Source organism: Micromonospora sp. PRAS1 (assembly GCF_059553435.1).
Genome location: NZ_JCANNB010000014.1, coordinates 159,747 through 182,273 on the forward strand (window position 1 = coordinate 159,747; position 22,527 = coordinate 182,273).

Annotated in this window: 19 protein-coding genes and 1 pseudogene; 9 read left to right on the forward strand and 11 right to left on the reverse strand. The window is 73.6% G+C overall.

Features of this window, described 5'->3' with window-relative positions; translation table 11 throughout:
• Positions 1-33 precede the first annotated feature (33 nt).
• Entirely contained in the window at positions 34-612 is a 579-nt protein-coding gene (locus tag AC507J_RS16060) for an NADH-quinone oxidoreductase subunit B (protein ID WP_496289967.1), read from the reverse strand.
• Positions 613-750: 138 nt separating this feature from the next.
• Between AC507J_RS16060 and AC507J_RS16065 the strand changes: the two genes are divergently transcribed.
• Both AC507J_RS16065 and AC507J_RS16070 read left to right on the forward strand, forming a co-directional pair.
• Complete coding sequence (locus AC507J_RS16065; RefSeq protein WP_496289940.1) at positions 751-1,311, forward strand: SigE family RNA polymerase sigma factor; 561 nt, start codon at positions 751-753, stop codon at positions 1,309-1,311.
• Positions 1,304-2,503, forward strand: coding sequence for a hypothetical protein (locus AC507J_RS16070; protein WP_496289941.1), 1,200 nt, complete (start codon positions 1,304-1,306; stop codon positions 2,501-2,503). The genes AC507J_RS16065 and AC507J_RS16070 overlap by 8 nt, the downstream gene beginning before the upstream one ends.
• A gap of 90 nt (positions 2,504-2,593) precedes the next feature.
• Here AC507J_RS16070 and AC507J_RS16075 read toward each other — a convergent pair whose 3' ends face one another.
• Genes AC507J_RS16075 through AC507J_RS16085 form a run of 3 tightly spaced genes read right to left on the reverse strand, consistent with a single transcriptional unit; the run spans position 2,594 to position 6,032 of the window.
• Complete coding sequence (locus tag AC507J_RS16075; protein ID WP_496289942.1) at positions 2,594-4,072, reverse strand: pyridoxal phosphate-dependent decarboxylase family protein; 1,479 nt, start codon at positions 4,070-4,072, stop codon at positions 2,594-2,596.
• Positions 4,069-5,685: an MFS transporter gene (locus AC507J_RS16080; RefSeq protein ID WP_496289943.1), complete on the reverse strand. Its 1,617-nt coding sequence runs from the start codon at positions 5,683-5,685 to the stop codon at positions 4,069-4,071. Before AC507J_RS16080 ends, AC507J_RS16075 begins: the two co-directional genes overlap by 4 nt.
• A 32-nt stretch (positions 5,686-5,717) precedes the next feature.
• Positions 5,718-6,032, reverse strand: coding sequence for an MGMT family protein (locus AC507J_RS16085; protein WP_496289944.1), 315 nt, complete (start codon positions 6,030-6,032; stop codon positions 5,718-5,720).
• Positions 6,033-6,093: 61 nt separating this feature from the next.
• On the opposite strand from AC507J_RS16085, the gene proB reads away from it, so the two are divergent.
• Together proB and AC507J_RS16095 are read left to right on the forward strand one after the other, a co-directional pair.
• The gene (gene proB, locus AC507J_RS16090) at positions 6,094-7,203 is read left to right on the forward strand and encodes a glutamate 5-kinase (protein WP_496289945.1); all 1,110 of its coding nucleotides are present in this window, start codon (positions 6,094-6,096) and stop codon (positions 7,201-7,203) included.
• 77 nt (positions 7,204-7,280) lie between these two features.
• The gene (locus AC507J_RS16095) at positions 7,281-8,525 is read left to right on the forward strand and encodes a glutamate-5-semialdehyde dehydrogenase (protein WP_496289946.1); all 1,245 of its coding nucleotides are present in this window, start codon (positions 7,281-7,283) and stop codon (positions 8,523-8,525) included.
• Between the two features lie 5 nt (positions 8,526-8,530).
• On the opposite strand, the gene AC507J_RS16100 is transcribed toward AC507J_RS16095, so the two are convergent.
• The 6 genes and pseudogenes from AC507J_RS16100 to AC507J_RS16125 all read right to left on the reverse strand — a co-directional run bounded on the left by AC507J_RS16100 (position 8,531) and on the right by AC507J_RS16125 (position 16,368).
• Complete coding sequence (locus tag AC507J_RS16100; RefSeq protein WP_496289947.1) at positions 8,531-9,352, reverse strand: prenyltransferase/squalene oxidase repeat-containing protein; 822 nt, start codon at positions 9,350-9,352, stop codon at positions 8,531-8,533.
• Positions 9,353-9,505: 153 nt separating this feature from the next.
• Positions 9,506-10,757 (reverse strand): annotated as a pseudogene (gene moeZ / locus AC507J_RS16105) (adenylyltransferase/sulfurtransferase MoeZ).
• A 95-nt stretch (positions 10,758-10,852) separates the two neighbouring features.
• On the reverse strand, positions 10,853-11,644 hold the full coding sequence (locus AC507J_RS16110; protein ID WP_496289948.1) for a DUF3152 domain-containing protein: 792 nt from the start codon (positions 11,642-11,644) through the stop codon (positions 10,853-10,855).
• A 63-nt stretch (positions 11,645-11,707) separates the two neighbouring features.
• Positions 11,708-12,643, reverse strand: coding sequence for a DUF3152 domain-containing protein (locus tag AC507J_RS16115; RefSeq protein ID WP_496289949.1), 936 nt, complete (start codon positions 12,641-12,643; stop codon positions 11,708-11,710).
• Positions 12,640-13,614 (reverse strand): alpha/beta fold hydrolase, encoded by a 975-nt coding sequence (locus AC507J_RS16120; RefSeq protein ID WP_496289950.1) that lies wholly within the window; start codon positions 13,612-13,614, stop codon positions 12,640-12,642. The genes AC507J_RS16115 and AC507J_RS16120 overlap by 4 nt, the downstream gene beginning before the upstream one ends.
• Before the next feature lie 24 nt (positions 13,615-13,638).
• Positions 13,639-16,368, reverse strand: a complete 2,730-nt coding sequence (locus tag AC507J_RS16125) for a hypothetical protein (RefSeq protein ID WP_496289951.1) — start codon at positions 16,366-16,368, stop codon at positions 13,639-13,641.
• A 146-nt stretch (positions 16,369-16,514) separates the two neighbouring features.
• Here AC507J_RS16125 and AC507J_RS16130 point away from each other — a divergent pair, with 146 nt between their 5' ends.
• The 5 genes from AC507J_RS16130 (at position 16,515) to AC507J_RS16150 (ending at position 21,323) form a co-directional block, all read left to right on the forward strand.
• On the forward strand, positions 16,515-17,153 hold the full coding sequence (locus AC507J_RS16130) for a TetR/AcrR family transcriptional regulator (RefSeq protein WP_496289952.1): 639 nt from the start codon (positions 16,515-16,517) through the stop codon (positions 17,151-17,153).
• Between the two features lie 64 nt (positions 17,154-17,217).
• Positions 17,218-17,445 (forward strand): DUF3107 domain-containing protein, encoded by a 228-nt coding sequence (locus tag AC507J_RS16135; protein WP_013736008.1) that lies wholly within the window; start codon positions 17,218-17,220, stop codon positions 17,443-17,445.
• A 401-nt stretch (positions 17,446-17,846) separates the two neighbouring features.
• Positions 17,847-19,520: a DEAD/DEAH box helicase gene (locus AC507J_RS16140; protein WP_496289953.1), complete on the forward strand. Its 1,674-nt coding sequence runs from the start codon at positions 17,847-17,849 to the stop codon at positions 19,518-19,520.
• A gap of 94 nt (positions 19,521-19,614) precedes the next feature.
• Positions 19,615-20,784 carry a class I SAM-dependent methyltransferase gene (locus tag AC507J_RS16145; protein ID WP_496289954.1) on the forward strand — a complete coding sequence of 390 codons (1,170 nt, stop codon included), beginning with the start codon at positions 19,615-19,617 and terminating at the stop codon, positions 20,782-20,784.
• A 119-nt stretch (positions 20,785-20,903) separates the two neighbouring features.
• Positions 20,904-21,323: a helix-turn-helix transcriptional regulator gene (locus tag AC507J_RS16150; RefSeq protein WP_496289955.1), complete on the forward strand. Its 420-nt coding sequence runs from the start codon at positions 20,904-20,906 to the stop codon at positions 21,321-21,323.
• Between the two features lie 92 nt (positions 21,324-21,415).
• Here the strand turns inward: AC507J_RS16150 and AC507J_RS16155 are convergent, their stop codons facing one another.
• The gene (locus AC507J_RS16155; RefSeq protein ID WP_496289956.1) at positions 21,416-22,420 is read right to left on the reverse strand and encodes a DUF8832 domain-containing protein; all 1,005 of its coding nucleotides are present in this window, start codon (positions 22,418-22,420) and stop codon (positions 21,416-21,418) included.
• Between the last annotated feature and the right edge of the window lie 107 nt (positions 22,421-22,527).

A 22,527-nucleotide genomic window follows, 5' to 3' on the forward strand; every position in this document is an offset into this window, starting at 1 on the left:
CAGGCCGGACCGCCGGACCGGCCGACGCGGCGGTCAGGGGGTCGGCGGGCGGACCGGTGGGGCGGTGAGCGAGGCGGCGGAGCGGGCCGGTCGACCGTCGCTGGGCGGGGCGTCAACCGGCGGAGCGAGCAGGTCGGGGCGGGGTACGCCACCGACGCCGGACTGCTCGGCGGCGATCTTCTCCTGGAGGCGGAGGATGCCGTGCAGCAGCGCCTCCGGCCGGGGCGGGCAGCCCGGCACGTAGACGTCGACCGGGATGAGCTGGTCGACCCCCTTGGTCACCGAGTACGAGTCCCAGTACGGGCCGCCGCAGTTGGAGCAGGCGCCGAACGAGATGACGTACTTCGGCTCGGGCATCTGGTCGTAGAGCCGCTTGATCGCCGGGGCCATCTTGTCGGTGACCGTGCCGGAGACCACCATCAGGTCGGCCTGCCGGGGCCCGTGCGCGAACGGGATCACGCCGAGTCGCATGAAGTCGTGCCGGGACATGCTGGTCGCGATGAACTCGATGGCGCAGCAGGCCAGCCCGAAGTTGAAGACCCAGAGCGAGTAACGCCGGCCCCAGTTGAGCACGAACCGGATCGGCTCGCCGAGCACCGCCGGCAGCTGCACCTCGGCCTCCCTCGTCACCTGTCCCCGATGTGACAGTCAACCACAGCACCGAAGACGCCAACCCCCGCAACCCTTGCCCGCTTCGGGGCGTGTGATCCACGTCGATTCGCGCGACGCTGGCGCAGACGGGGAGGACAGATGATGGTGACCAGGAAACCACGGCTCGGGGAACCACCCCCGGACGAGGCGACAGAGCTGCCGGTACCAGCCGAGGGAATCGACTTCGACGGGCTCTACCACACGCATTTCCGCTCCCTCACGCTTCAGCTCGCCGCCTACTGTGGTGACCTGTCGCAGGCCCAGGACCTGGTCCAGGAGGCGTTCTGCCGGGCGTTCGCCCGTTGGTCGAAGGTGTCCCGGTACGACGATCCGGTGGGCTGGGTACGCCGGGTCGCCTGGAACCTCGCCACCAGCCGTTGGCGACGGATGCGAACCGCACAGTCCTGGCTGCGCCGGCAGCGGCCGGAGCACGTGGCGGGACCGGGACCGGACCGGGTGGCGTTGAGCGCCGCCCTGGCTCAGCTGCCCACCACCCAGCGCCGGGCGATGGTGCTGCACTACCTGGCGGACCTCAGCGTCACCCAGATCGCGGAGCAGGAAGGCGTGCCGGCGGGCACGGTCAAGTCCTGGCTGCACCGGGGTCGGGTGGCACTGGCCGCGCAACTGACCGGCACCGGGGAGGTGGGCGACCGTGACTGAGCCCGAGGACATCCTGGTCAGCGGCGAGTTCGCTGCGTTCCGGGCGGCGTACGGCCCGGCGGTGCGACCGGCCGGCACGCAGGCGGTACGACGCACGGTGCGTCGGCGGCGGCAGCGGGCGGCGGTTGCCGTCGCGGTGGCCGTGGTGCTCGCCGTGGTGGTGCCGATGGGTGCCCACGCACACCTGAACCGCACCGATCCGAACCCGATACCGGCACAGACCGGCGAGCCGACGCCGACGGGTACGCCGACCCCGGCTGGTACGCCGACACCGACGGCGACGCCGCCATCGACGCCGAGCACCTCCAATCCCACCCCGGGCGGGCCGGACGGCCGGATCAGTCGGGCGCAGTTCCTCGCGGCCCGCGTCGACCTGCCCGCCTGGCCGCCGTACGCCCCGACGACCTGCATCACCGACGATGTCCGGCTGCGCGAACCACAGGAGGAGAGCCGGCCGGAGCTGTGGGGGGAACTCCACTACGGCGACGTCAACGGCGACGGCGGCACCGACACGATCGCCCTGGTCGCCTGCCGGTACGGGGAGGCCCTGGCCAAGCAGGTGCTCGCCTTCTCCCGGGACGGCACCGGCCGGATCGTCACCCTGGGCCGGGTGGTCGCCACCCGCGAGGGGATGGACGACATCACGGACGTCGCCATCGGCGCCAACGGCACGGTCCGGGTGGAGGTGGCCGACATCCAGCCCTGCTGCGGCACGCCCAACTGGTGGCCGCAGAAGCAGTGGCGGACGTACGCCTGGAGCGGCACCCGGTTCGACCAGACGACCGGACCGACGAAGTTCGGGATCGACCCCCGGCTTACCGATCTCACACTGACCGCGGGTGAGCTGGTGCTCGGCCCGCCCGACGCCGACGGCAACCGGACCGGCTCGGTCACCGTCACGGTGACCAACAAGGGTCCGGTGGACGTGCCCCGGCTCGGTTTCACCAACCTCTACACCATCGGCGAGCCGGCCGGCGGTGACCTGTCGGGGTGCCGGATGGTGCCGACGGTGGAGGTCTGCTCGCTGGACGGCTTGAAGTCCGGCGCGAAGCGGAGCCACACCTTCCGGTTCCTGGTCGCCCAGGCCGATCCCGCGCCGAGTCTGTTGGTCCTCCACCTCGACGACTGGGATCAGGAGTGGCGGGACCGGAAATCGCAGGACAACGCCGTCGACCTGCGCATGATCCGCTGACCGCAGGTGCGGCGGCCCCGCCACCGGGCCGCCGCACCTGCCAACCGTCGAACCTCCGGCGTCCCCGCTGCCGGCGCTGCCCTGCGGCAGCTACCAGGTCGGGCGTTGCAACAGCCCGACGAACTCCACAAGCAGTCGTTCCCGCAACCGCACCGGCGCGGCGTCGAGCAGCGTGTTCACCACCGCCATCCGGTCCGGCGGACCGGCGTGACCGGCCAGGCCGAGCCCGTCGGCGAGCCCGGCGACCAGCTCCGGGGTGAGCGCCTCCGGGGTGAGGCTGCCGGCGAGCGCCAGCAGGTGCGGTGGCAGCACCACCGGGCCGTGGACCCGCGCCGCGGCCACCGCGTCGGTCAGGGCCGGCCCGAACTCTGCCACCCGGGGCGTCACCGCGGCCGTCACCGTCAGGTGCACGCTGCGCGGCAGCCCGGCGTACGCGAGCTGGGGCTGGGTGTGCCAGCCGCGCGCGGTCAGCTCGTCGACCAGCACGAAGAGGTCCAACGCCGGATCGGTCGAGGTGAGGCAGACCACTGTCGACTCCGGCTCGGCGACCAGTCGCAGCCCGTCGACGCCACGCACCGCGTCGGCCAGCGCCCGCACCGCCGCCCAGGTCCGGCCGGTCAGCTCCAGATAGCCGTCGTCGCCGAGGTGGCGCAGGGTGGCGTACGCGGCGGCGATCGGGCCGCCGGGGCGGGTCGAGGAGAGCACCGGATTGACCATTGTGTAGCCGGGCCAGTCGGCGTACCCGAAGTACTGCGGCGCGCGCAGCCCGGGGTCGCGGTGCAGCAGCACCGAGACGCCCTTCGGGGCGTACGCGTACTTGTGCAGGTCCACCGAGATCGAGGTGACCCCGTCGACAGTGAAGTCGAAGGGCGGCACCGGCGCGCCGAGGCGACGCAGGTAGGGCAGGGTCCAACCGCCGAAGCAGGCATCCACGTGACAGCGCACACCGGCCGCTGCGGCCACCCCGGCGATCTGCTCGACCGGGTCGACGACACCGTGCGCGTACGACGGGGCGGAGCAGACCACGAGCACCGTCTCCGGCCGGATCGCGGCGGCCACGTCGGCGACCGCCGGCCGCAGGGTGGCCGGGTCGATCGGCACCGGATCGAGTTCCACCCGCAGGTAGTGGGCCGCCTTGGCGAACGCGGCGTGCGCGCTGGCCGGCACCACGATCCGGGGCGTGTCGATCTCCGGTCGGTCGTCCCGGGCGGCCTTCACGGCCAGGATTAGCGACTCGGTGCCACCGCTGGTGACGCTGCCGACCGCGTCCGGTGCGTTGCTGCCAGGCCCGCCGCCGAGCAGCCGTGCCGCCGCACCGACAAGCGCGTTCTCCATCGCCAGCAGGGAGGGGAAGGCGGTCGGGTCGAGCCCGTTGACGTGGGCGCTCTCGGCGTACGCGGCGGCGGTCAGCTCGTCCAGCCCCGGCACCCCCGGGTCGTACACGTACGCGAACAGCCGCCCCCCGTGCGTAGGCCGATCCAGCCCCCGCAGCTCCCGAATCTCCCCCAACACCCGCTCTGCCGGCACCCCGTGCGCGGGCAGCGCCGCCGCCCTGCTCTCGTCGATCATGAAGTTTCGATCCCCTTTTCGTGGTGGTTCGCGGCTTCTGTCCCGACGACAACTCCATGATCGGCGGTGGTCGGGAGGGCGGTGAGGGTGGCCTCGGCGAGGGTGGCCTCGGTGAGGGTGTAGGGGCGGAGTAGGAGGGTGGCGAGGGCGATCAGGAGGGCGGGGAGGAGGGTGAAGCCTAGGAGGACACCGAGGCGGGCGGTGTCGGACTGGGCGGCGGCGGTGCCCGTGGTGGAGGAGACGTAGCCGGTGACGGCGAGCACCAGGCCGTAGATGCCGGGACCGAGGGCCAGGCCGAAGGTCTCGCCGGCGGTCCATAGGCCGGTGAAGACCCCCGCCTGTCGACGGCCGGTCCGCGCGGTGTCGTACGCGATGCAGTCCGGGAGCATCGCCATCGCGAAGACCTGCTGCCCGGCGTACCCGACCCCGATCAGCGCGACCAGCAGGTAGATCACGACGGCGGGCAGCACCGGCGCGGCGATCAGGGCCAGCCCGCCGGCGGCCAGGATCAGCGACGCGGCGACCAGGCCGGCGAGCTTGCCCAGCCGGGCGCCCACCCGGGACCAGAGCGGCATCACCACCAGGGCCGGGCCGACGAAACAGACGAAGAGCAGGGTCGGCCCGGTCGTCGGATCGCGCAGGATCTGATCGGCGAAGTACTGGACCCCGGCGAGGATCGTCGCCACCCCGGCGGACTGCACCACGAAGCAGAGCAGCAGCGCCCTGAACGGCCGGTTGCGGCCCGCGACGGCGAGTTGAGCGCGCAGGCTGGGCTCGCTCTCCCCGATGCTGCCCTGCGGGGCGGACCGGGTGCCGAGGAAGGCACCGATCGCCCCGAGCGCGATCAGCGCCGCGACGAACAGACCCATCCAGCGGTGCCCGGGGACCGCGCCGCCGCCCGCGTCGCGCACCAGCGGGGCCACCGCCCCGGCGACCAGGATGGCCAGCGCCAGCACCGCGACCCGCCAGGTCATCAGCCGGGTACGTTCGGCGTAGTCGTCGGTCAGCTCGGCCGGCATCGCCACGTAGGGCACCTGGAAGAAGGCGAACGCGGTCGCGGTGGCCAGGAAGGCGATCGCGACGTACGCCCCGGCGGCGGGTCCGGTGCCGAACGGCGCGGCGAAGATCGACCCGAACAGCACGGCAAGCGCCAGCCCGCCGAAGAGCAGGTACGGCCGGCGCGCGCCCCAGCGGGACCGGGTGCGATCGGAGATCCGCCCCGCCACCGGGTTGACCAGCACGTCCCACGCCTTCGGCAGCAGCACCAGCAGGGCCGCCACCCCGGCGGCCACCCCGAGGGTGTCAGTGAGGTACGGCAACAGCAGCAGCCCCGGCACCGTGCCGAACGCCCCGGTGGCCAGCGAACCGAGGGCGTAACCGGCGTGCACCTTGCGCGGCAGGCCGGCGGACGACTCACGCGGCGAGCCGGCGGGCACCTCGCGCGGCAGGGCGATCTGCGACTCACCCGGCAGGGCGACCTGCGACTCACCCGGCGGGGCGGCGGGTGCCTGGCGCGGCCGGGCGACCTGCGACTCACCGGGCGGGGCGGCGGGTGCCTGGCGCGGCCGAGCGGCATCGGATGGTGAGCCGGCTGCGCCCGGCGACGCGCTCATGGCGCCGAATGTTACTCACGTTTTCCGCCCGGTCACATCCCCTCTCCGGGCCACCAGGCCGCCGCGCGCATGTCCACCCGGCCCTGGCGCAGCGGCGTACCCTCGGCGAGCCAGCGCGCCCGCGCCTCGGCCGCGAGCCCGGGTGGCATGCCGCCCGAAGCGTTGACCACCCGGTGCCAGGGCACGCCGCCACCGTGCCGGGACATGATCGCCCCGACCAACCGGGCGGAGGCCCGACCGGAGCGCTCGGTGAGCGCGTCGGCCACCGCGCCGTACGACATCACCCGGCCCGGCGGGATCCGGTCGACAAGCTCCAGCACCGCCTCGACGTACTCGTCAGGTGTCACGACCGGCCAGACTATGGGAACGGCGGCGGGGGTCGCTGCGGCGACCACGCAGAATAGGCGGGTGCGTGACGCAGTCACGGCGGCCCGGCGGGTCGTCGTCAAGATCGGATCATCCTCGTTGACCACCGCCAGCGGCGGCCTGGACGACGAGCGGCTCGACGCGTTGGTCGACGCCCTCGGCCTTCGTACCACCGAGGGTCGGGAGGTGGTGCTCGTCTCCTCCGGTGCGATCGCCGCCGGGCTGGCCCCGCTCGGGTTGACCCGGCGACCACGCGACCTGGCCACCCAGCAGGCCGCCGCCAGCGTCGGCCAGGGCCTGCTGATCGGGCGGTACGCCGCCGCCTTCGCCCGGCACGGGCACACCGTCGGCCAGGTGCTGCTCACCGTCGACGACGTGACCCGGCGGGCGCACTACCGCAACGCGTACCGGACCCTGCGCAAGCTGCTCGACCTGCGGGCGGTGCCGATCGTCAACGAGAACGACACGGTCGCCACCGAGGAGATCCGGTTCGGCGACAACGACCGGCTGGCCGCCCTGGTGGCCGCCCTGGTCGACGCCGACCTGCTGGTGCTCCTCTCCGACGTCGACGCCCTCTGGACGGGCAACCCGGCCCGCCCCGGTTCCCGCCGCATCGCCGAGGTACGCGACGAGACCGACCTGGCCGGCGTCGACATCGGCGGCGCCGGCCGCTCGGGAGTCGGCACCGGCGGCATGGTGACAAAGGTCGAGGCGGCCCGGATCGCCACCGGATTCGGCATCCCGGTGGTGCTCACCTCCGCCACGCAGGCCGTCGCCGCGCTGGCCGGCGAGCCGGTCGGCACCTACTTCCACCCCAGCCTGCGCCGCCCGGCCGCCCGGCTGTTCTGGCTCGCCCACGCCACCTCGCCCCGGGGACGCCTGCACCTCGATCCCGGCGCGGTCGCCGCCGTGGTGGGTCGACGCAAGTCGCTGCTGCCGGCCGGGATCACCGCCGTCGACGGGGCGTTCACCGCCGGTGACCCGGTCGACCTGGTCGACACCTCCGGCGCACCGGTCGCCCGGGGGCTGGTCAACTACGACGCGGTCGAGCTGCCCGGCCTGCTCGGGCGCTCCACCACCGATCTCGCCGCGGCGCTCGGCCCGGCGTACGAACGAGAGGTCGTCCACCGCGACGACCTGGTCCTGCTGTAGATGCTGGTAAGGAAGGGCCCCCTGTTAACGCCTGGTGTATATAAAGGGCCCCTTCCTAACACTGTGAGGAGCTTGGGATGAGCGTGAGCGAGCAGGCCCGGCGGGCGCGTACCGCAGCGGAGGTGTTGGCCGTGGCGACCCGTACCGCCAAGGATGCCGCGCTGCACGCGATGGCCGACGCGCTGGTGGCGCGTACGCCGGAGATTCTGGCCGCGAACGGCGCGGACCTGGCGGCCGGGCGCGAGGCCGGGCTGAGCGCGGCCGTGCTGGACCGGCTCGCCCTCGACGAGGGCCGGGTGGCCGGCATCGCCGACGCGCTGCGCCAGATGGCCGCGCTACCGGACCCGGTGGGCGAGGTGGTACGCGGCTCGACGCTGCCCAACGGGCTGGAACTGCGGCAGATCAGGGTGCCGTTCGGCGTGGTCGGCATCATCTACGAGGGTCGACCGAACGTCACAGTGGACGCCGCCGGCATCTGCCTGAAGTCCGGCAACGCGGCGCTGCTGCGCGGCTCGTCGTCCGCTGCCCACTCGAACGCGGCGCTGGTGGCGGTGCTGCGCGACGCCATCGCCGACGCCGACCTGCCGGCGGACGCGGTGCAGCTGCTCGACGCCAGCACCCGCGACTCGGTCAAGGAGCTGATGCGGGCGCGCGGCCTGGTCGACGTGCTGATCCCGCGCGGTGGCGCGTCGCTGATCCGGACCGTGGTCGAGGAGTCGACCGTGCCCGTGATCGAGACCGGGGTGGGCAACTGCCACGTCTACGTGGACGCCGCCGCCGACCTGTCGATGGCGGTGTCGATCGCGCTCAACGCCAAGACCCAGCGGCTCTCCACCTGCAACACCGCCGAGTCGCTGCTGGTGCACGCCGCGATCGCGGAGGAGTTCCTGCCCGCGATGCTGGCCGCCTTCGCCGAGGCCGGGGTGACCGTGCACGGTTCCGCCGAGGTGGCCCGCTTCTCCGACGCCGTGGTCCCGGCCACCGACGAGGATTTCGCCACCGAATACCTCTCGGCGGACATCTCGGTCGCCGTCGTCGACTCGCTCGACGCGGCGGTCGCGCACATCCGGCGGTACGGCAGCGGTCACACCGAGGCGATCGTCACCGACTCGCAGGCGGCGGCCCGGGAGTTCGTGGCCCGGGTGGACTCGGCGGCGGTCATGGTGAACGCCTCGACCCGGTTCACCGACGGTGGCGAGTTCGGCTTCGGCGCCGAGATCGGCATCTCCACGCAGAAGCTGCACGCCCGCGGCCCGATGGGGCTGCCCGAGCTGACCAGCACCAAGTACGTGGTGACCGGCACCGGCCACCTGCGTAACTGAGTCACTCAGCGGAAGGCGCGGATCGCGGCCAGGGTGGCGTGGACGTCGAACTGGTGGCCGTCGTCGCTGCTCCAGCCGCCGTCGGTGCGCTGCGTCTCGGCCAGCCGGCGGCGGGCCGCCACCAGCGTCCACTCCTGCTCGTCGACGCCGACCCGGCGCAGCGTCGCGGCCAGCCACGCGGCGTCGGCCGGCGCCGCCTGCGGCAGCCGCTCGGCGAGCACCGCCTTGATCCGCGCCGACTCGTAGAACATCTGCTGCCGGTGCAGCACCGCCGCGCTCAGCCAACCGGCGGCCAGGAAGGAGGGCCAGCTGCCGTCGGGGTGCAGCTGGGCGGCGAGCGCCTGGCCGGCGGCCTGCACCACACCGGCGTACGCTCCGCCGACCCGGTGGTCGAGCGGGCCGGCGGCCCGGGCGTCCAGGCCGGCCACGGTGAGCCAGAACGCGGCGTTGGCGGTCAGGTAGAGCCGCGCCTCCGGGCTGCCCGGACGGGCCCATTCGGGAGCGCTGTCGGCGAGCGCCTGATCCTCTTCCCAGCAGCCGTCGCGCTGCTGGGCGGCGGCCAGCCAGTCCAGCGCCCGGCGGGCGGCCGGCCGGCCCAGCGCGCCGAGATCGTCCAGCTCGGTCAGCCGGAAACAGGTCGCGTCGACGGAGGCGACCTCGTCACCCCAGGTCGCCGGCCAGCCGCCGCCGAGGGTCTGGCCGACCTCCGCGCTGTCGAGCACCTCGGGAGCCGGTGGGGTGCCGGTACGCAACCAGGAGAGCCGGGCACGCTCCACCGCGTCCCCGTGCGCCACCACGAACCCGATCGCGGCGTCGATGTCGACCACGGCGGTCAGGCTACCGGCGAGAACCTGATTGCGCCTCGGTTCTTCGGGCAGGTGCGCCGCCCCGACGGCGGGGTTGAGCAGGGTGTTCGTTGCGAACTGTTAATAGGGGGCCCCTCCTCTACACGAGGCGTTAAGAAGGGGCCCTTCCTTACTTCAGTAAGCGGGGAGGGAGGGGTCGATCTGCTTGATCCAGGAGAGCACCCCGCCCTGCACGTGGACGGCGTCGCGGAAACCGGCCGCCTTCAGGGCGGCCAGCGCCTCGGCGGACCGGACGCCGGACTTGCAGTGCAGCACGACCTGCTTGTCCTGCGGCAGCCGAGCCAGCGCCTCGCCGGAGAGGATCTCCCCCTTGGGGATCAGCGTCGCGCCGGGGATGCGGACGATCTCGTACTCGGCCGGCTCCCGGACGTCGACGAGGAAGATGTCCTTGCCGGCGTCCTGCCACTCCTTCAGCTCGGTCGCGGTGATGGTGGCGTCGACCACCGCCTCCTGCGCCTCGACCGAGACCGCGCCGCAGAAGTCCTCGTAGTCCTCCATCAGGTCGGTCAGGGTCGCGTTCTCGCCGCAGAGCACGCAGTTCGGGTCCTTGCGCACCTTGATCTTGCGGTAGCTCATCTCAAGGGCGTCGTAGACCATCAGCCGGCCGACAAGCGGCTCGCCGATGCCGGCGAGCAGCTTGATCGCCTCGTTGACCTGGATCGAGCCGATCGAGGCGCAGAGCACACCGAGCACGCCACCCTCGGCGCAGGAGGGAACCATGCCGGGCGGCGGGGGCTCCGGGTAGAGGCAGCGGTAGCAGGGACCGTGCTCGGCCCAGAACACCGACGCCTGGCCGTCGAAGCGGTAGATCGACCCCCAGACGTACGGCTTGCCGAGCAGCACCGCCGCGTCGTTGACCATGTACCGGGTGGCGAAGTTGTCCGTGCCGTCGACGATCAGGTCGTACTGGGCGAAGATCTCGCGGACGTTCTCCCGGTCCAGCGCGGTGTTGTGGATCACCACCTCGACCAGCGGATTGATCTCGCGGATGCTCGCCGCCGCCGACTCGGCCTTGGGCCGGCCCACGTCGGAGACGCCGTGGATGACCTGGCGCTGGAGGTTGGACTCGTCGACGGTGTCGAAGTCGATGATGCCGAGGGTGCCGACCCCGGCGGCGGCCAGGTACAGCAGGGCGGGAGAGCCGAGGCCACCGGCACCGACACAGAGCACCCGGGCGTTCTTCAGCCGCTTCTGGCCGGTCACCCCGACGTCTGGGATGATCAGGTGACGTGAGTAGCGGCGGATCTCGTCAACGGTCAGCTCGGCGGCGGGTTCGACGAGCGGGGGCAGCGACACGGTGAACTCCCCGGGGATCGATGTGTGGGCAACCCGGCCATTGTCGCTCGCCGGGGCGCCCATCGACCATGAGCAGGGACACGTCGCCCGGCATGCGGGAGCGGGAATAAGCGCGGCCGGAGCAGACGGGCGACGGTGAGGCGGGGTCGCCGGGGTGACCTCGGCTCAGGGCACGAGGTCACCGGCGTACCGGTGGCCGTCGAGGAAGGGCCAGGCGTTCGCCACGCAACCCGCCAGGCCGTACGTCTGCTGCTGCATCACAGGCGCGGGGCGGCCGGGCCCGGGGCACGCCTCGTGGGACTCCCCGAACTCGTGGCCGACCTCGTGGTTGAGCACGTAGGCCCGGTACACCGCAAGCGGCGCCCCGTAGTCCGGCACCGCCGCCAACCAGCGCGCCAGATTGATGATCACTTTCCCGGGTAGCCGACAGGAGGTGTAGCCCTCGGTGTGCAGCCCGCCCTCGGCACACATCGCCGTCGAGGTGAGCGGGGTGGCCAGGTAGATGGTGAAATCCGCCCGGTCGGCCTCGACGACCCGCTGCACGCGCAACTCGGCCGAGCCGGTCCAGCTACGCGGATCGGCAAGTACCGTGTCGACCTCGGCCGCGAAATCGGCCGGGTCCTGCCCGGCGCCCTGCTCCACGGCGACCCGGTAACGGGCGACCGGCCCGGCCACTCCGCGTACCGGCGACTCCTGGTCGGCCAGCAGGAAGGTACCGGTGCCGCTGCTCGGGAAGGCGCTGGGCGGGGCCGGCTGGTCCGCCTCGATCCGGGCCGCGCTCGGATCCGGGACGGCTCTGCGCTCACCGGCCCGGACGACGGAGACCGTCGCGATGACCGCGAGCGCCAGCACCAGGGTCGCCCTGGAGAGCAGGAGCACCGTGGCCCGGTGCCGCCGCCACGAACGGCCCGCCGGTCGATCAGCCGACGGCGGCCCGGGAAGGGGTGAAGCGGGCATGACGCCATCATCGCACCCCAATAAGGCGCATCCCGGCAACTCGGGCCAGTGGCCGCAACTACCTCAGAGCCGCGGCCCGGCGTACCGCCGGCCGTCAAGGTACGGCCAGGGATTCGCCACGCAGCCGTTGAGGAAGAGCGTCTGCTGCATCATCACCGGCGCCGGCTCACCCTTGCCCGGGCAGCGCTCATGCCGGTTGCCCAACTGGTGCCCGACCTCGTGGTTGACCACGTAGTTGCGGTAGACCGAGAGCGGCACCTTCGCCTCGACGTAGTGCGGCACCGACAACCGCCAGCGCTCCAGGTTGATGATCACCTTGCCCGGCGCGCGGCAGGAGGTGTAGGGCCGCCCGCCGACCCGGATGTCCACGCCACCGGCGGCACACATCCGGCCCGCCGTCCGCGGCGTCGCCAGATAGACCGTGAAGTCGTACGCGGCGTCCCGGTCGACCTGCCGCAGCCGCAGGCGGCCGCTCTCCACCCAGCTACCCGGGCCGGTCAGCGCCGTCTGGACGGCCAGGGCGAACTCGCCCGCCTCCACCCCCGAACCGGTCTCCACCGCGACCCGGTAGCCCTGCACCCGGCCGGCCGTGCCGAGCACCGGGCCGGTGCGGTCGTCGATGTCGAAATTGCCCCGCCCGGCGGACGGGACCGGCCCGGGCTCCCGCAGCACCGGCGGCTCGGGCGAGGGACTCGCCGAGGTCGGCGCGGGCGACGGGGTCACCGGCGGCGGCGCGACCACCATCGCCGGCGACGACGCCGGGGAGCCGCCCACCTCACCGGCACCGGCCGCGCCGCGCAGCCATCCGGTGCCCCCCGCGACAAGTGTCACCGCCGCGCCGACCGCAGCCAGCAGCACTACCGTCCGGGCGACGACCGCGGGCCGCCGCCGGGGCTTCCGCTCCCTCGTGGCCTCGACGGCCGGCCCGGCCGAACTCGACGGACGGGTATGCCGGCCGGGTTGCCGGCGATGGCTACGAGGAAGCGACACCCGGCTCATCCTGCCAGGTCGGTCCGGTGACCGCGGTCCCCCGTTTCGGTGAGCAGTCCGACCACGGCCCGGGCCACCAGGCGCGGCACCTCCAGCTGTGCCACGTGCCCGACGCCGTCGAGCATCAGCAGCCGGCTGTCCGGGATCATCCGGGCGGTCTGCGGCGCCACCCGTACGTCTACCAGCCGGTCCTGCCGGCCCCCGACGACAAGCGTCGGCGCCTGCACCGAAGCGGCCATCCGCCAGAGCGAGTCCGAGCCCGGCAGGTACGACCGGAGGAAGCTGGAGACCAGGCCACGGAACGTCCGGACGTAGGCCGCCGCGTAGTGCTCCGCCTGGTAGCGCACCCGGATCTCCTCCAGCGCCTCCCGTCGACGCTGGTCGGAGATCCGGCTGAGGTCGGCCACGCACGCCTCCATCACCTGCTGGGCCATCACCTCCGGCGCCAGCTGGGCCAGCCGCCAGGCGGCCAGCCGCTCGCCCCGGGGGACCGCCAGCAGGGGCAGCATCCGGCCCTGCAACGACCGGCGGAAGTCGAGGAACGGCAGAGCCGGCGAGACCAGGGTCAGCGTCCGGACCAGGTCCGGCCGCAGGGCCGCCACCCGCACCGAGATCGCGCCGCCAAGCGAGTTGCCGAACAGGTGCACCGGCCCCCGGTCCGAGTGCTCGATCCAGCGGATCACCCGCTGCGCGAAGACCGGCACCGTGTAGCGCTGGCCCGGCTCGCTGCGGCCGAAGCCCGGCAGGTCGATCGCCTGGCCGTCGAGCCGGTCGGCGAGCAGACCGGCCAGGTCGGTCCAGTTCTGCGCCGAGCCGCCCAGGCCGTGCACGTAGAGCGCCGGTTCCGCGTCGGGCCCGGTGGCCGGCGTCTCCCGCACGTAGGTGACCAGGCCGTCGAGGCTGACCTCGCGGCCGGGCCAGGGCGGCGGCACCGAGTGCGCGGGGAGCAGCTGGTCGGGCCAGAGGGTCGCAGGCTTCACCGTTCCAGTCTGCCTGCGACCGACTCAGGCCAGCAGCGCCTCCAGCCGCCGATTCACCGCAGCCAGTGTGGCCCTCACCACCGCCTGTCGGGGGTCGCCCGCGACCAGGGCGGAGCCGGCGAGCTGCTCGACCCAGCCGTCGCAGACCAGCAGCACCACGACGGTTGCCACCTCACAGTTGCCGAACGGCACCACGGCGGCGTGCTCCACGAAGCAGCGTCCCCGGTCGGTGGTCGCGCCGGTGCCGCGCAGCAACTCGTCGATCGCGGCGGCGGCGGCCACCGCGCAGAGGCGCAGCACGTACCCGTCGACGGCGGGCCCGGTGGCGTAACCGGCCGAGTTCTGGTCGCCGGCGATCAGCCGTACCTCGACGGTGGCTTCGAGCCCGAAGGTGCTCACCTGGACGTGGTCGAGCACCACCCGGGGTCCGGGCGTACCGCCGGTGTTCAGTGGCCGGGACGGCGCGGACTCGGTGGTGGTCAGCTGCCCGCCGGAGTAGGAGGCACCGAGGGTGGCCGGGCTACCCGGGGGGCTCACCTCCTCCACGGTGGCCCGACCCCGGCCGGCGGCCGGCGCCGGCCGGCGTCGACGTGAGGTCTCCGGCACCTGTTCGGTCCGGGCGGCGATGGCCTCCGCTCGGGCGGCGGCGGGCCGGTTGGCCGGTCGGCGGGGCTCGCCGGCGGCCCGGGCCTCGCCGCCGTCGCCGCCCCGGTTCTCGACGGAGCGTCGGCGCATCGGCGCCACGGGCGTCTCCGGTACGCCGTGCGGCGCGGCGGCCAGCCCCATGCGCTCCTGGAGCAGGCGGGCGACGTGCCGGCTCACCTCGGCCGGGTCGGCACCGTCGGAGAGGTCGAGGCGCAGGCTGTGGGCACCGGCCGGGGTACGGCGCAGGGACGCGTCCCGCACCCCGTCGACCTCGCGTACGGCGTCGAGGATCGCGTTGACGTCGAAGCCCTCGGGCCGCTCCCGCAACGGCGCCGGCTCGTCGTCCCGACGGAGGTGGGTGGCGATCCGGGCGAGTTCCGGAGTTTCGGCGGGTGGGTCCACAGCTGGCGGCTCCGGCACGACGGGCACGTCCGGTTCGGCGGGGACGCGCTGCGGCAACACCGCCGACGTGCTGTCCGGCGACCGCTCGCCGGACAACTCCGGATCAGGCGCGGATCGACGTGCCGCGTAGGGGGCTGCGCTCGTCGGAACGGGCGCGGTGGGGGTGCGCTCACGGCGGCTCGTCCCGCTGGCGGACGCACCATCCGCCGGATCGGTCGACGCCGAGGCCGGCCGGGTCACGACCGGATCCGGAGCGGGCTGGGGAGGAGGTGCCGGCTCGCTGGGCACCGGACGGAGCCGGAACGGCCGGTAGCCCGGCGGGTCGGCCGCCGCGGCCTCGGCCACCGGCATCGCCGACCCCGGCTCGGGCGGGGCGTCCCGCAGGGCCGGCGGAGCGCTGGCCGGTGGGGCACTTGTCGGCTGGGGGGTGCTGGCGGGCGGGGCACTGGCCGGGCCGAGCGCCCATGGCAGGCGCTCCTCACCCGGCGGCTGACCGGAGCCGCGGCCGCCCCACGACTGACCCTCGTCGAGTCGCGCGCCCCACGGCAGCGCGTCGTCGGCCGGGGCGCCGCTGACCGGGCGCGCGCCCCAGGACGGGTACTCGCCGGCCGGCGGCCCGCTTGTCGACTGGGCGGCCCACGACGGACGTTCCGGGCTCGGCGGGGCGCTCGGCGGCTCGGCCGCCCACGACGGTCGGTCGGCCGCCGGCTCGGGCTCGGCGGCGGGCTCCTGCCCCGGGCCGGGGCGGGCCTCCGCCCGGGCGGGCTCGTACGGGCGGGGCCGCTCGACGGGTACCGCCTCGTAGGGCCGCGTCGGCTCGGCGCGCACCGGCTCGTACGGCCGGCTGGGCTCGCTGACCCACCCCTGGGCCGGCGCCTCGCGCGACCGCCGGCCGGTCGATTCACCGTCGCCGTGCGCCCACGACGGCGCGTCACCCCGCGCCCAGGAGGGTGCCCAGTCGTTGGCCGTGCCGGACCGCGCCCAGCTCGGGCGCTCGGGCTCGGGCGCTGGTGGCTCGGTCGGGGGCGGCCCGGCGGCCTCGCCGGGTGCCGCCGACCGGTCGGCGGCGGCCGGGCGACCGCTGTCGGGCGACGCGGGTCGGGTCTCGTGGGTCGGCTCGGGCGCAAACGCGTCCTCCCACCCGGCGGGCGGGCCGGAGGTCGGTACGTCGTCGGAGCGCTCGACGGTGGGGGCGTGCAGGCCGGGCGGCACCTCGAAGCCGGAGGCGGCGGTGCCGACGGGCGGCACCTGCACGGCGGGCGGCGCGGAGGTCGGCAGCCCGGCGGCCCCGGGCTGTTCGCCGGAGGAGGCGGGACGCGGCGCCGGCACCACGAGTCGGTCCCGGCCCGGATCGTGGCCGGCCTCACGTGGCCCGGGTGGGGCGCTCACCGGGGCGTACTGGCCACCGGCCGGCTCCTCCGGTTGGTGCACGCCGTTGACGTGGTGCCCGTTGACCCGGGCCGGCTGCTCGGGCCAGGCCCGTTCACCCATCGGTGCGGGCAGGTCGGCGTAGCGCGGCGCTGCGGTGGCCCAGCCCGGGGGCGGTTCAGGCTGACGCCAGGTGGCGGCGGAGTCGTCTCCGCCCCAGGACCAGTCGGCAGCCGACGGGGCCCACCCGTTGCCGGAACGGGCCAGGTCATCCCGCTGACCCGCACCGTCGCCGTGCTCTCCCGGGGTGGCGGCACCGGGTTGCCCTGTTTCACTCACCGCGCGCTCCTTGGTCGCCCCCGCTGAGGCTACCGTGTGGCGACAGTGGCGATAAGTTACAGCGGCGGGCCAATTCCGTGCGGAGCCTCCGGGCCCCGACCGGTTCGGGCGATATGCCGGCCCGTACGACAACCTCGGAGGTTCCCATGACCACTGTTGGGAACGGCGCGCAGACCGCCGGCCGGCCCACCCGACTTCCCCGGTCGGCGCGCCGCAAGCAGCTGCTCGCCGCAGCTCAGGAGGTGTTCGTCGCGCAGGGCTACCACGCCGCGGCAATGGACGACATCGCCGAGCGGGCCGGGGTCTCCAAGCCCGTGCTGTACCAGCACTTCCCCGGCAAGATGGAGCTCTACCTGGCGCTCCTGGACACACACTGTGACGCCATCGTCGCGAAGGTGCACGACGCCATGGCGAGCACCACCGACAACAAGGAACGGGTCAGCGCCTCCGTGCGGGCGTACTTCGACTTCGTCGACCACGAGAGCGAGGCCTTCCGGCTGGTCTTCGAGTCGGACCTGCGCAACGACCCGGCCGTGCGGCAGCGCGTGGAGCGGGTCGAGCAGGGCTGCATCGCGGCCATCACCGACACCATCATCTCCGACACCGGAGTCAGCCGGGCGCACGCCGAGCTGCTCGCCTCCGGCCTGGTGGGCGCGGCCGAGACCGCCGCGCAGTTCTGGCTGGCGCGCGGGCGCCAGGTACCCAAGGCCGAGGCCGAGGCACTTGTCGCCGCGCTGTCCTGGCGGGGCATCGCCAGCTTCCCGCTGCAAGGTGAGTCAGCCTGAACCGACACCTTGTGATCGGATAGCCTTCGCAACGGCGGCAATTTCGCCCGACGGAGGAGGCAAAGTGGAGGTCAAGATCGGCGTGCAGTACGCACCGCGCGAGCTGGTCCTGGAGAGCGCGCAGTCGCCGGCCGAGATCGAGCGGATCGTGACCGACGCCGTCGCCAGGGGCGAGGGCACCCTTTCCCTGACCGACGAGAAGGGCCGGCGGATCATCGTGCCGGTCAGCAAGGTCGCCTACGTCGAGATCGCGGAGGCGTCGCCTCGGGCGGTCGGTTTCACCGTCCGCTGACGGCTGGTCGTAGCTGGCCGGCGGTTGACCGTCACGCGCGGTGAACCGCCGGTCGAGCCCGTCACACCACCGCCCACCAGGCCGGTCGAGCCCGTCACACCACCGCTCACCAGGCCGGTCGAGCCCTCAGTGGTGATACACGTCACATCCTCGCCCCCACCGTAGCGTTAAGTCGCTCGGGAATCGGGACGGCGTATGGCCCGTTCAGGTAGCATGGCGGCGTTGCCGTAGGTGTCGAGCCGGCCGGGATCCCATCGGAATTCCGGTCGAAGTCCGACCTGCGGCGCGCGTGCGGCCCGGTCCGCCCGGCAATCTGCCGCCGACCGTGTGGCCCGCGCCATACCGAACGCGCCCTGAGGACATGACGGGGCGCACCCACGAGAGGGCACCCCCAAATCCACATGAGTGAGCTGATTCAAGACCTCACAGACGGCCAGGAACTGGCCCCGACCGCACCGGTCCGACCGGAGGCACCGACCTTCGCCGAGCTCGGCGCCCGCGCCGAGACGGTGGAGGCGCTGGCCACGGCCGGCATCACCCGCGCCTTCGCCATCCAGGAGTACGCGCTGCCGATCGCGCTGCGCGGCGCCGACCTGATCGGGCAGGCACCGACCGGCACCGGAAAGACGCTCGGCTTCGGCGTGCCACTGCTGGAGCGGGTCTTCGCACCCGGCGAGGGTGGCGACGGCCTGCCCCAGGCACTTGTCGTCGTACCAACCCGTGAGCTGGGCATCCAGGTCGCCAAGGACATCGCGGCAGCCGGCCGCACCCGGGGCGTACGCGTGCTGCCGATCTACGGCGGGGTGGCGTACGAGCCGCAGGTCGACGCGCTCCGCAAGGGCGTGGAGATCCTGGTCGGCACGCCGGGCCGGCTGCTCGACCTGGCCAAGCAGAAGCACCTGCGCCTGCACGGCGTACGCGCGCTGGTGCTGGACGAGGCCGACCGCATGCTCGACCTGGGCTTCCTCGACGACGTCGAGCGGATCCTGGCGATGCTGCCGGAGGACCGGCAGACCATGCTCTTCTCCGCGACCATGCCGGACCCGATCGTGACGCTGTCCCGGCGGTTCCTGCGTCACCCGATCACGATCCACGCCGGCCACACGGCGGAGACCGGCCCTTCGCCGCAGACCGAGCAGTTGGTCTACCGCACCCACTCGATGAACAAGATCGAGATCGTGGCCCGGATCCTCCAGGCGGAGAGCCGTGGCCTGACCATGATCTTCACGCGCACCAAGCGGGCCGCCGACCGGGTCTCCGAGGATCTCGACTTCCGTGGCTTCGCCGTCGCGGCGGTGCACGGTGACCTCGGCCAGGGTGCCCGCGAGCGGGCGCTGCGTGCGTTCCGGGCCGGCAAGATCGACACCCTGGTGGCCACCGACGTCGCCGCCCGGGGCATCGACGTCACCGGCGTCACCCACGTCATCAACTACGACTGCCCGGAAGACCAGGACACCTACACCCACCGGATCGGCCGCACCGGCCGGGCCGGCGCGAGCGGCGTGGCGGTGACCTTCGTCGACTGGGACGACATGCCGCGCTGGCGGATCATCGACAAGACGCTCGGGCTGGACATGCCGGAGCCGCCGGAGACGTACCACACCTCTCCGCATCTCTACACCGACCTGCACATCCCGTCGGAGATCACCGGCACCCTGCCGACCGCCGAGCGCACCCGCGCCGGCCTCTCCGCCGAGGTCGAGGAGGACCTGGGCGGCCGGTCCCGCCGGAGCGAGCCGCGCGGTTCCGGTCGCCGGAGCCGGGGCCGGGAAGAGGTCGGCCGAGGGCGTGGACGCGGACGCGGCGACAGCGGTGGCGCGCGGGACGGCGACACCGCACCGGAGGCCGTCGAGACCACGGGCGACGAAGGAACCCGTACTCCACGCCGCCGCCGGCGCCGCCGGGCCGGCGAGGTGGTGACCGCCGCCGACGCGGCCCTGCCGACCAGCGACGGCACGCCAGCCGAGACCACCCCGGACGCCGCCGGTGAGGCGACCCGCCCGCGTCGGCGCCGACGCCGCCGTGGTGGCGCCGGCAGCCCGAGCGGTACGCCGGCCGAGGTGGCCACCGACTGACCGAGGTACCGGCCCGGCGGTGACGCCGGCCGGGTGGTGGTGAGGCAGGCCGGGTGGTGATGGCCCGGGTCGGGTGGACAGGGAAGATGGAACGATGCCCGAATCCTTGGACTCGGCCCTGGCCGAGGTGCGCTCGATGCTGCTCGGTCCCGCGCTGACCCGGGCCGTGGCCGCGGGTCGGCGGCGCGGTCAGCGCCCCACGGTGGTCCGGGCCGAGCTGCGGTCGGTGGCGCTCAAGGCCGGCCCGCGACTACAGATCGCCACCTCCGACGGTGCCCGGCCGTACACCCGCAACGTCGCACCGGGTCCCGAGGCGGCTGCGGCGGTCGAGGCGCTGCTCGCCGAGCCGTTCGGCAACTGGCACGTGGAGACCGCCGACCGCACGTTGCAGTTGCGGGTCACCAAGTCGGGCGAGGCACAGGTACACCGGACGGCCGCCACCCGCCCGACCGGTGCGCCGGCCGGACACGACCGGACCAAGGAGTACCTGCTCGATCCCGGCGACCCGATCTTCGCCGAGATCGGCGGCTCGGCGGCGAAGCGACGGCAGGTCGACGCGTTCCTGCGGGCGCTGGCGGCCACCCTGCCGGACGAGCCGGCCCGGAACCTGCACGGTCCGCTGCGCGTGGTGGACCTGGGCTGCGGCAACGCGTACCTGACCTTCGCCGCGTACCGCTATCTCTCCCAACTCGGCCTCGACGTCGATTTGGTCGGCGTGGACGTCCGCGACGACCAGCGCCGCCGCAACACCGAACTGGCCGAACGGCTTGGTTGGGCCGACCGGGTGCGGTTCGTGGCCGGCACTATCGCCGACGCCGTCGTCGAGCCGGCCCCCGATCTGGTGCTCGCGTTGCACGCCTGCGACACCGCCACCGACGAGGCGTTGGCCCGAGCGGTGCGCTGGGGCGCCCGCTGGGTGCTCGCCGCGCCCTGCTGCCACCACGACATCGCGGCGCAGTTGCGCGCCCGACCGGCCCCCGGGGCGTACGAGTTGCTCACCCGGCAGGGCATCCTCCGCGAGCGCTTCGCGGACGTCCTCACCGACGCGCTGCGCGCCGCGCTGCTGCGGTTGCACGGCTACCGGGCCGAGGTGGTCGAGTTCGTCGACTCCGCGCACACCCCACGTAACCTGCTGATCCGGGCCCGCCGTACGGATGCCGCACCCACGGCCGGTCAGCGCACGGAATACCGCGAGCTAATCGGGCAGTGGCGAATCACACCTCGGCTGGAAATCCTGCTCGACCCTTCCGACCAGGCACGCTGACCGATCCGGCTCTCGCGACCGGAACCGCCTGGTCGGTCAGTCAGTTGTCTCTCTCCTTTGCCGTACTACTCTCGAAGTACGCACCGCGGGGGTGCCGGTCGGGAGGGAACACCCACCGGATGGGATCGGCAGAGGTTTCGCCACAGATGGCATTCGCGCGCTTCGTGCGGCAGGCCATCGACGAGGCCCGGGAAGAGCGCGGCTGGACGGTAAGCGACCTGGCCACGCACACCGGTGTCGGTCGTTCCACCGTGTTCCGCTGGCTCGCCGGCGACTGGCACGACTATCCCGAGCTGGCCAAGGTCCGTGGCTTCTGTGCCGCGCTGGAGTTGCCGGTGGCGGCGGCCTTCCGCGCGCTCGGCCTGCCCGACGCCGGGGCCGGGCCGCTGCGGCGGGGCGGCGACGACAGCCCGGTCGAGGCCGACGTCCGGGTGATCCTGCAACGGCTGTCGGACCCGACCGTGCCGGCCGAGGAGAAGCACCACATCCGCGACCTGCTGCGCTACCTCGCCCGCCGCCCGATCCGCCGCGCCGGCTGACCGGCCCGGGCTACGGCACGGGCCAGCTGGATCACAACACGGACCGGCTGGGTCACAACACGGGCCGGCTGGGTCAACACGGGCCGGACTGGTTACGGCACGGTCGCGGTGAACTCGGCGGTCCGCACCTCGCCGCCGGTGGCGAAGTCCAGATAGAGGCGGTACCGCCCCGGTCCCGGCGTGGTCAACCAGAACTGGATCGCGCCGTCCACCAGCTCCGGCTCCGGATGCACGTGCAGGTAGCCGAGATCCCCCTCGCGCAACACCACGAGGTGGCCGTACGCCCCGAGGTAGCGCTCCAACGGCGGCCCGGCACCGTCCGCCCCGGTGACCCGGAAGGCCAGCGGCGTGCTCAGGCCGGGCTCGAAGCTGCCCTGATATCCGACGCTGAACCCGTCGACAGTGGTGGTGGTCGCCGGTGCGGGCAGGGCGCGGGGCGCGTACCCGCCCGGTGCCACCAGATCCACGCCGAGGGTGGTGGCCGTCTGCCGGCCGTCGTCGGCGAGCGCCGTGAAGTCGGCGTACGCCCGCCAGATGCCCGGATCCGGCAGCGTGAGCGGCACCGACCAGGTCCCGTCCGCCGCCATGGTCGGGTGCAGGTGCTGGTAGCCGGTCAGGTCGCGGCGCACCACGATCAGGTGCATCGGCTTGTCGTGCACGACCGCGAAGCGGGTGACCGCCCGGCGTTGCCCGTCCCGGATCTGGAACCGCAGTTCGCCAGCCTGCCCCGCGGTGAAGTCGCCGCTCAACGGGGCGAGCGTGTAGCCGTCCCGGCTGACGGCCAGTCCCCCCGCCTCGGCCGCCTCGGCCTGCCCCGCGCCGTGCGAGTGCGCGCCGGCACCGGGCGCATGGGTGTGGTCGGCCAGCGCGCTGTCGGAGCCGCCCACCGCCGATGCCGGCCCACCGCCGTTGATCCGGCCGAGCCCGAACCCGAGCAGCACGGCGAGTACGAGCCCACCGACCACAAGCGCCAGCCGGAGCGTGGCCCGATCCGGCACCGCAGAGACCTCTTCGGGCTCGGTGCCGGTCCCCGCCGCCGGTCGCTCGGCGCTCCGCACCGACCCGAGCGCCACCGCGTCGAGGCCCTGCTCACCCATATCCCCACCGTACCGACACCCCCGCCCCCTGCCCCCCTGCCCCCGCCCCCGCCCCCGCCCCCGCCCCTTGCCCCCGCCGATCTTGCACTTTGTGTCGCCGATACAAA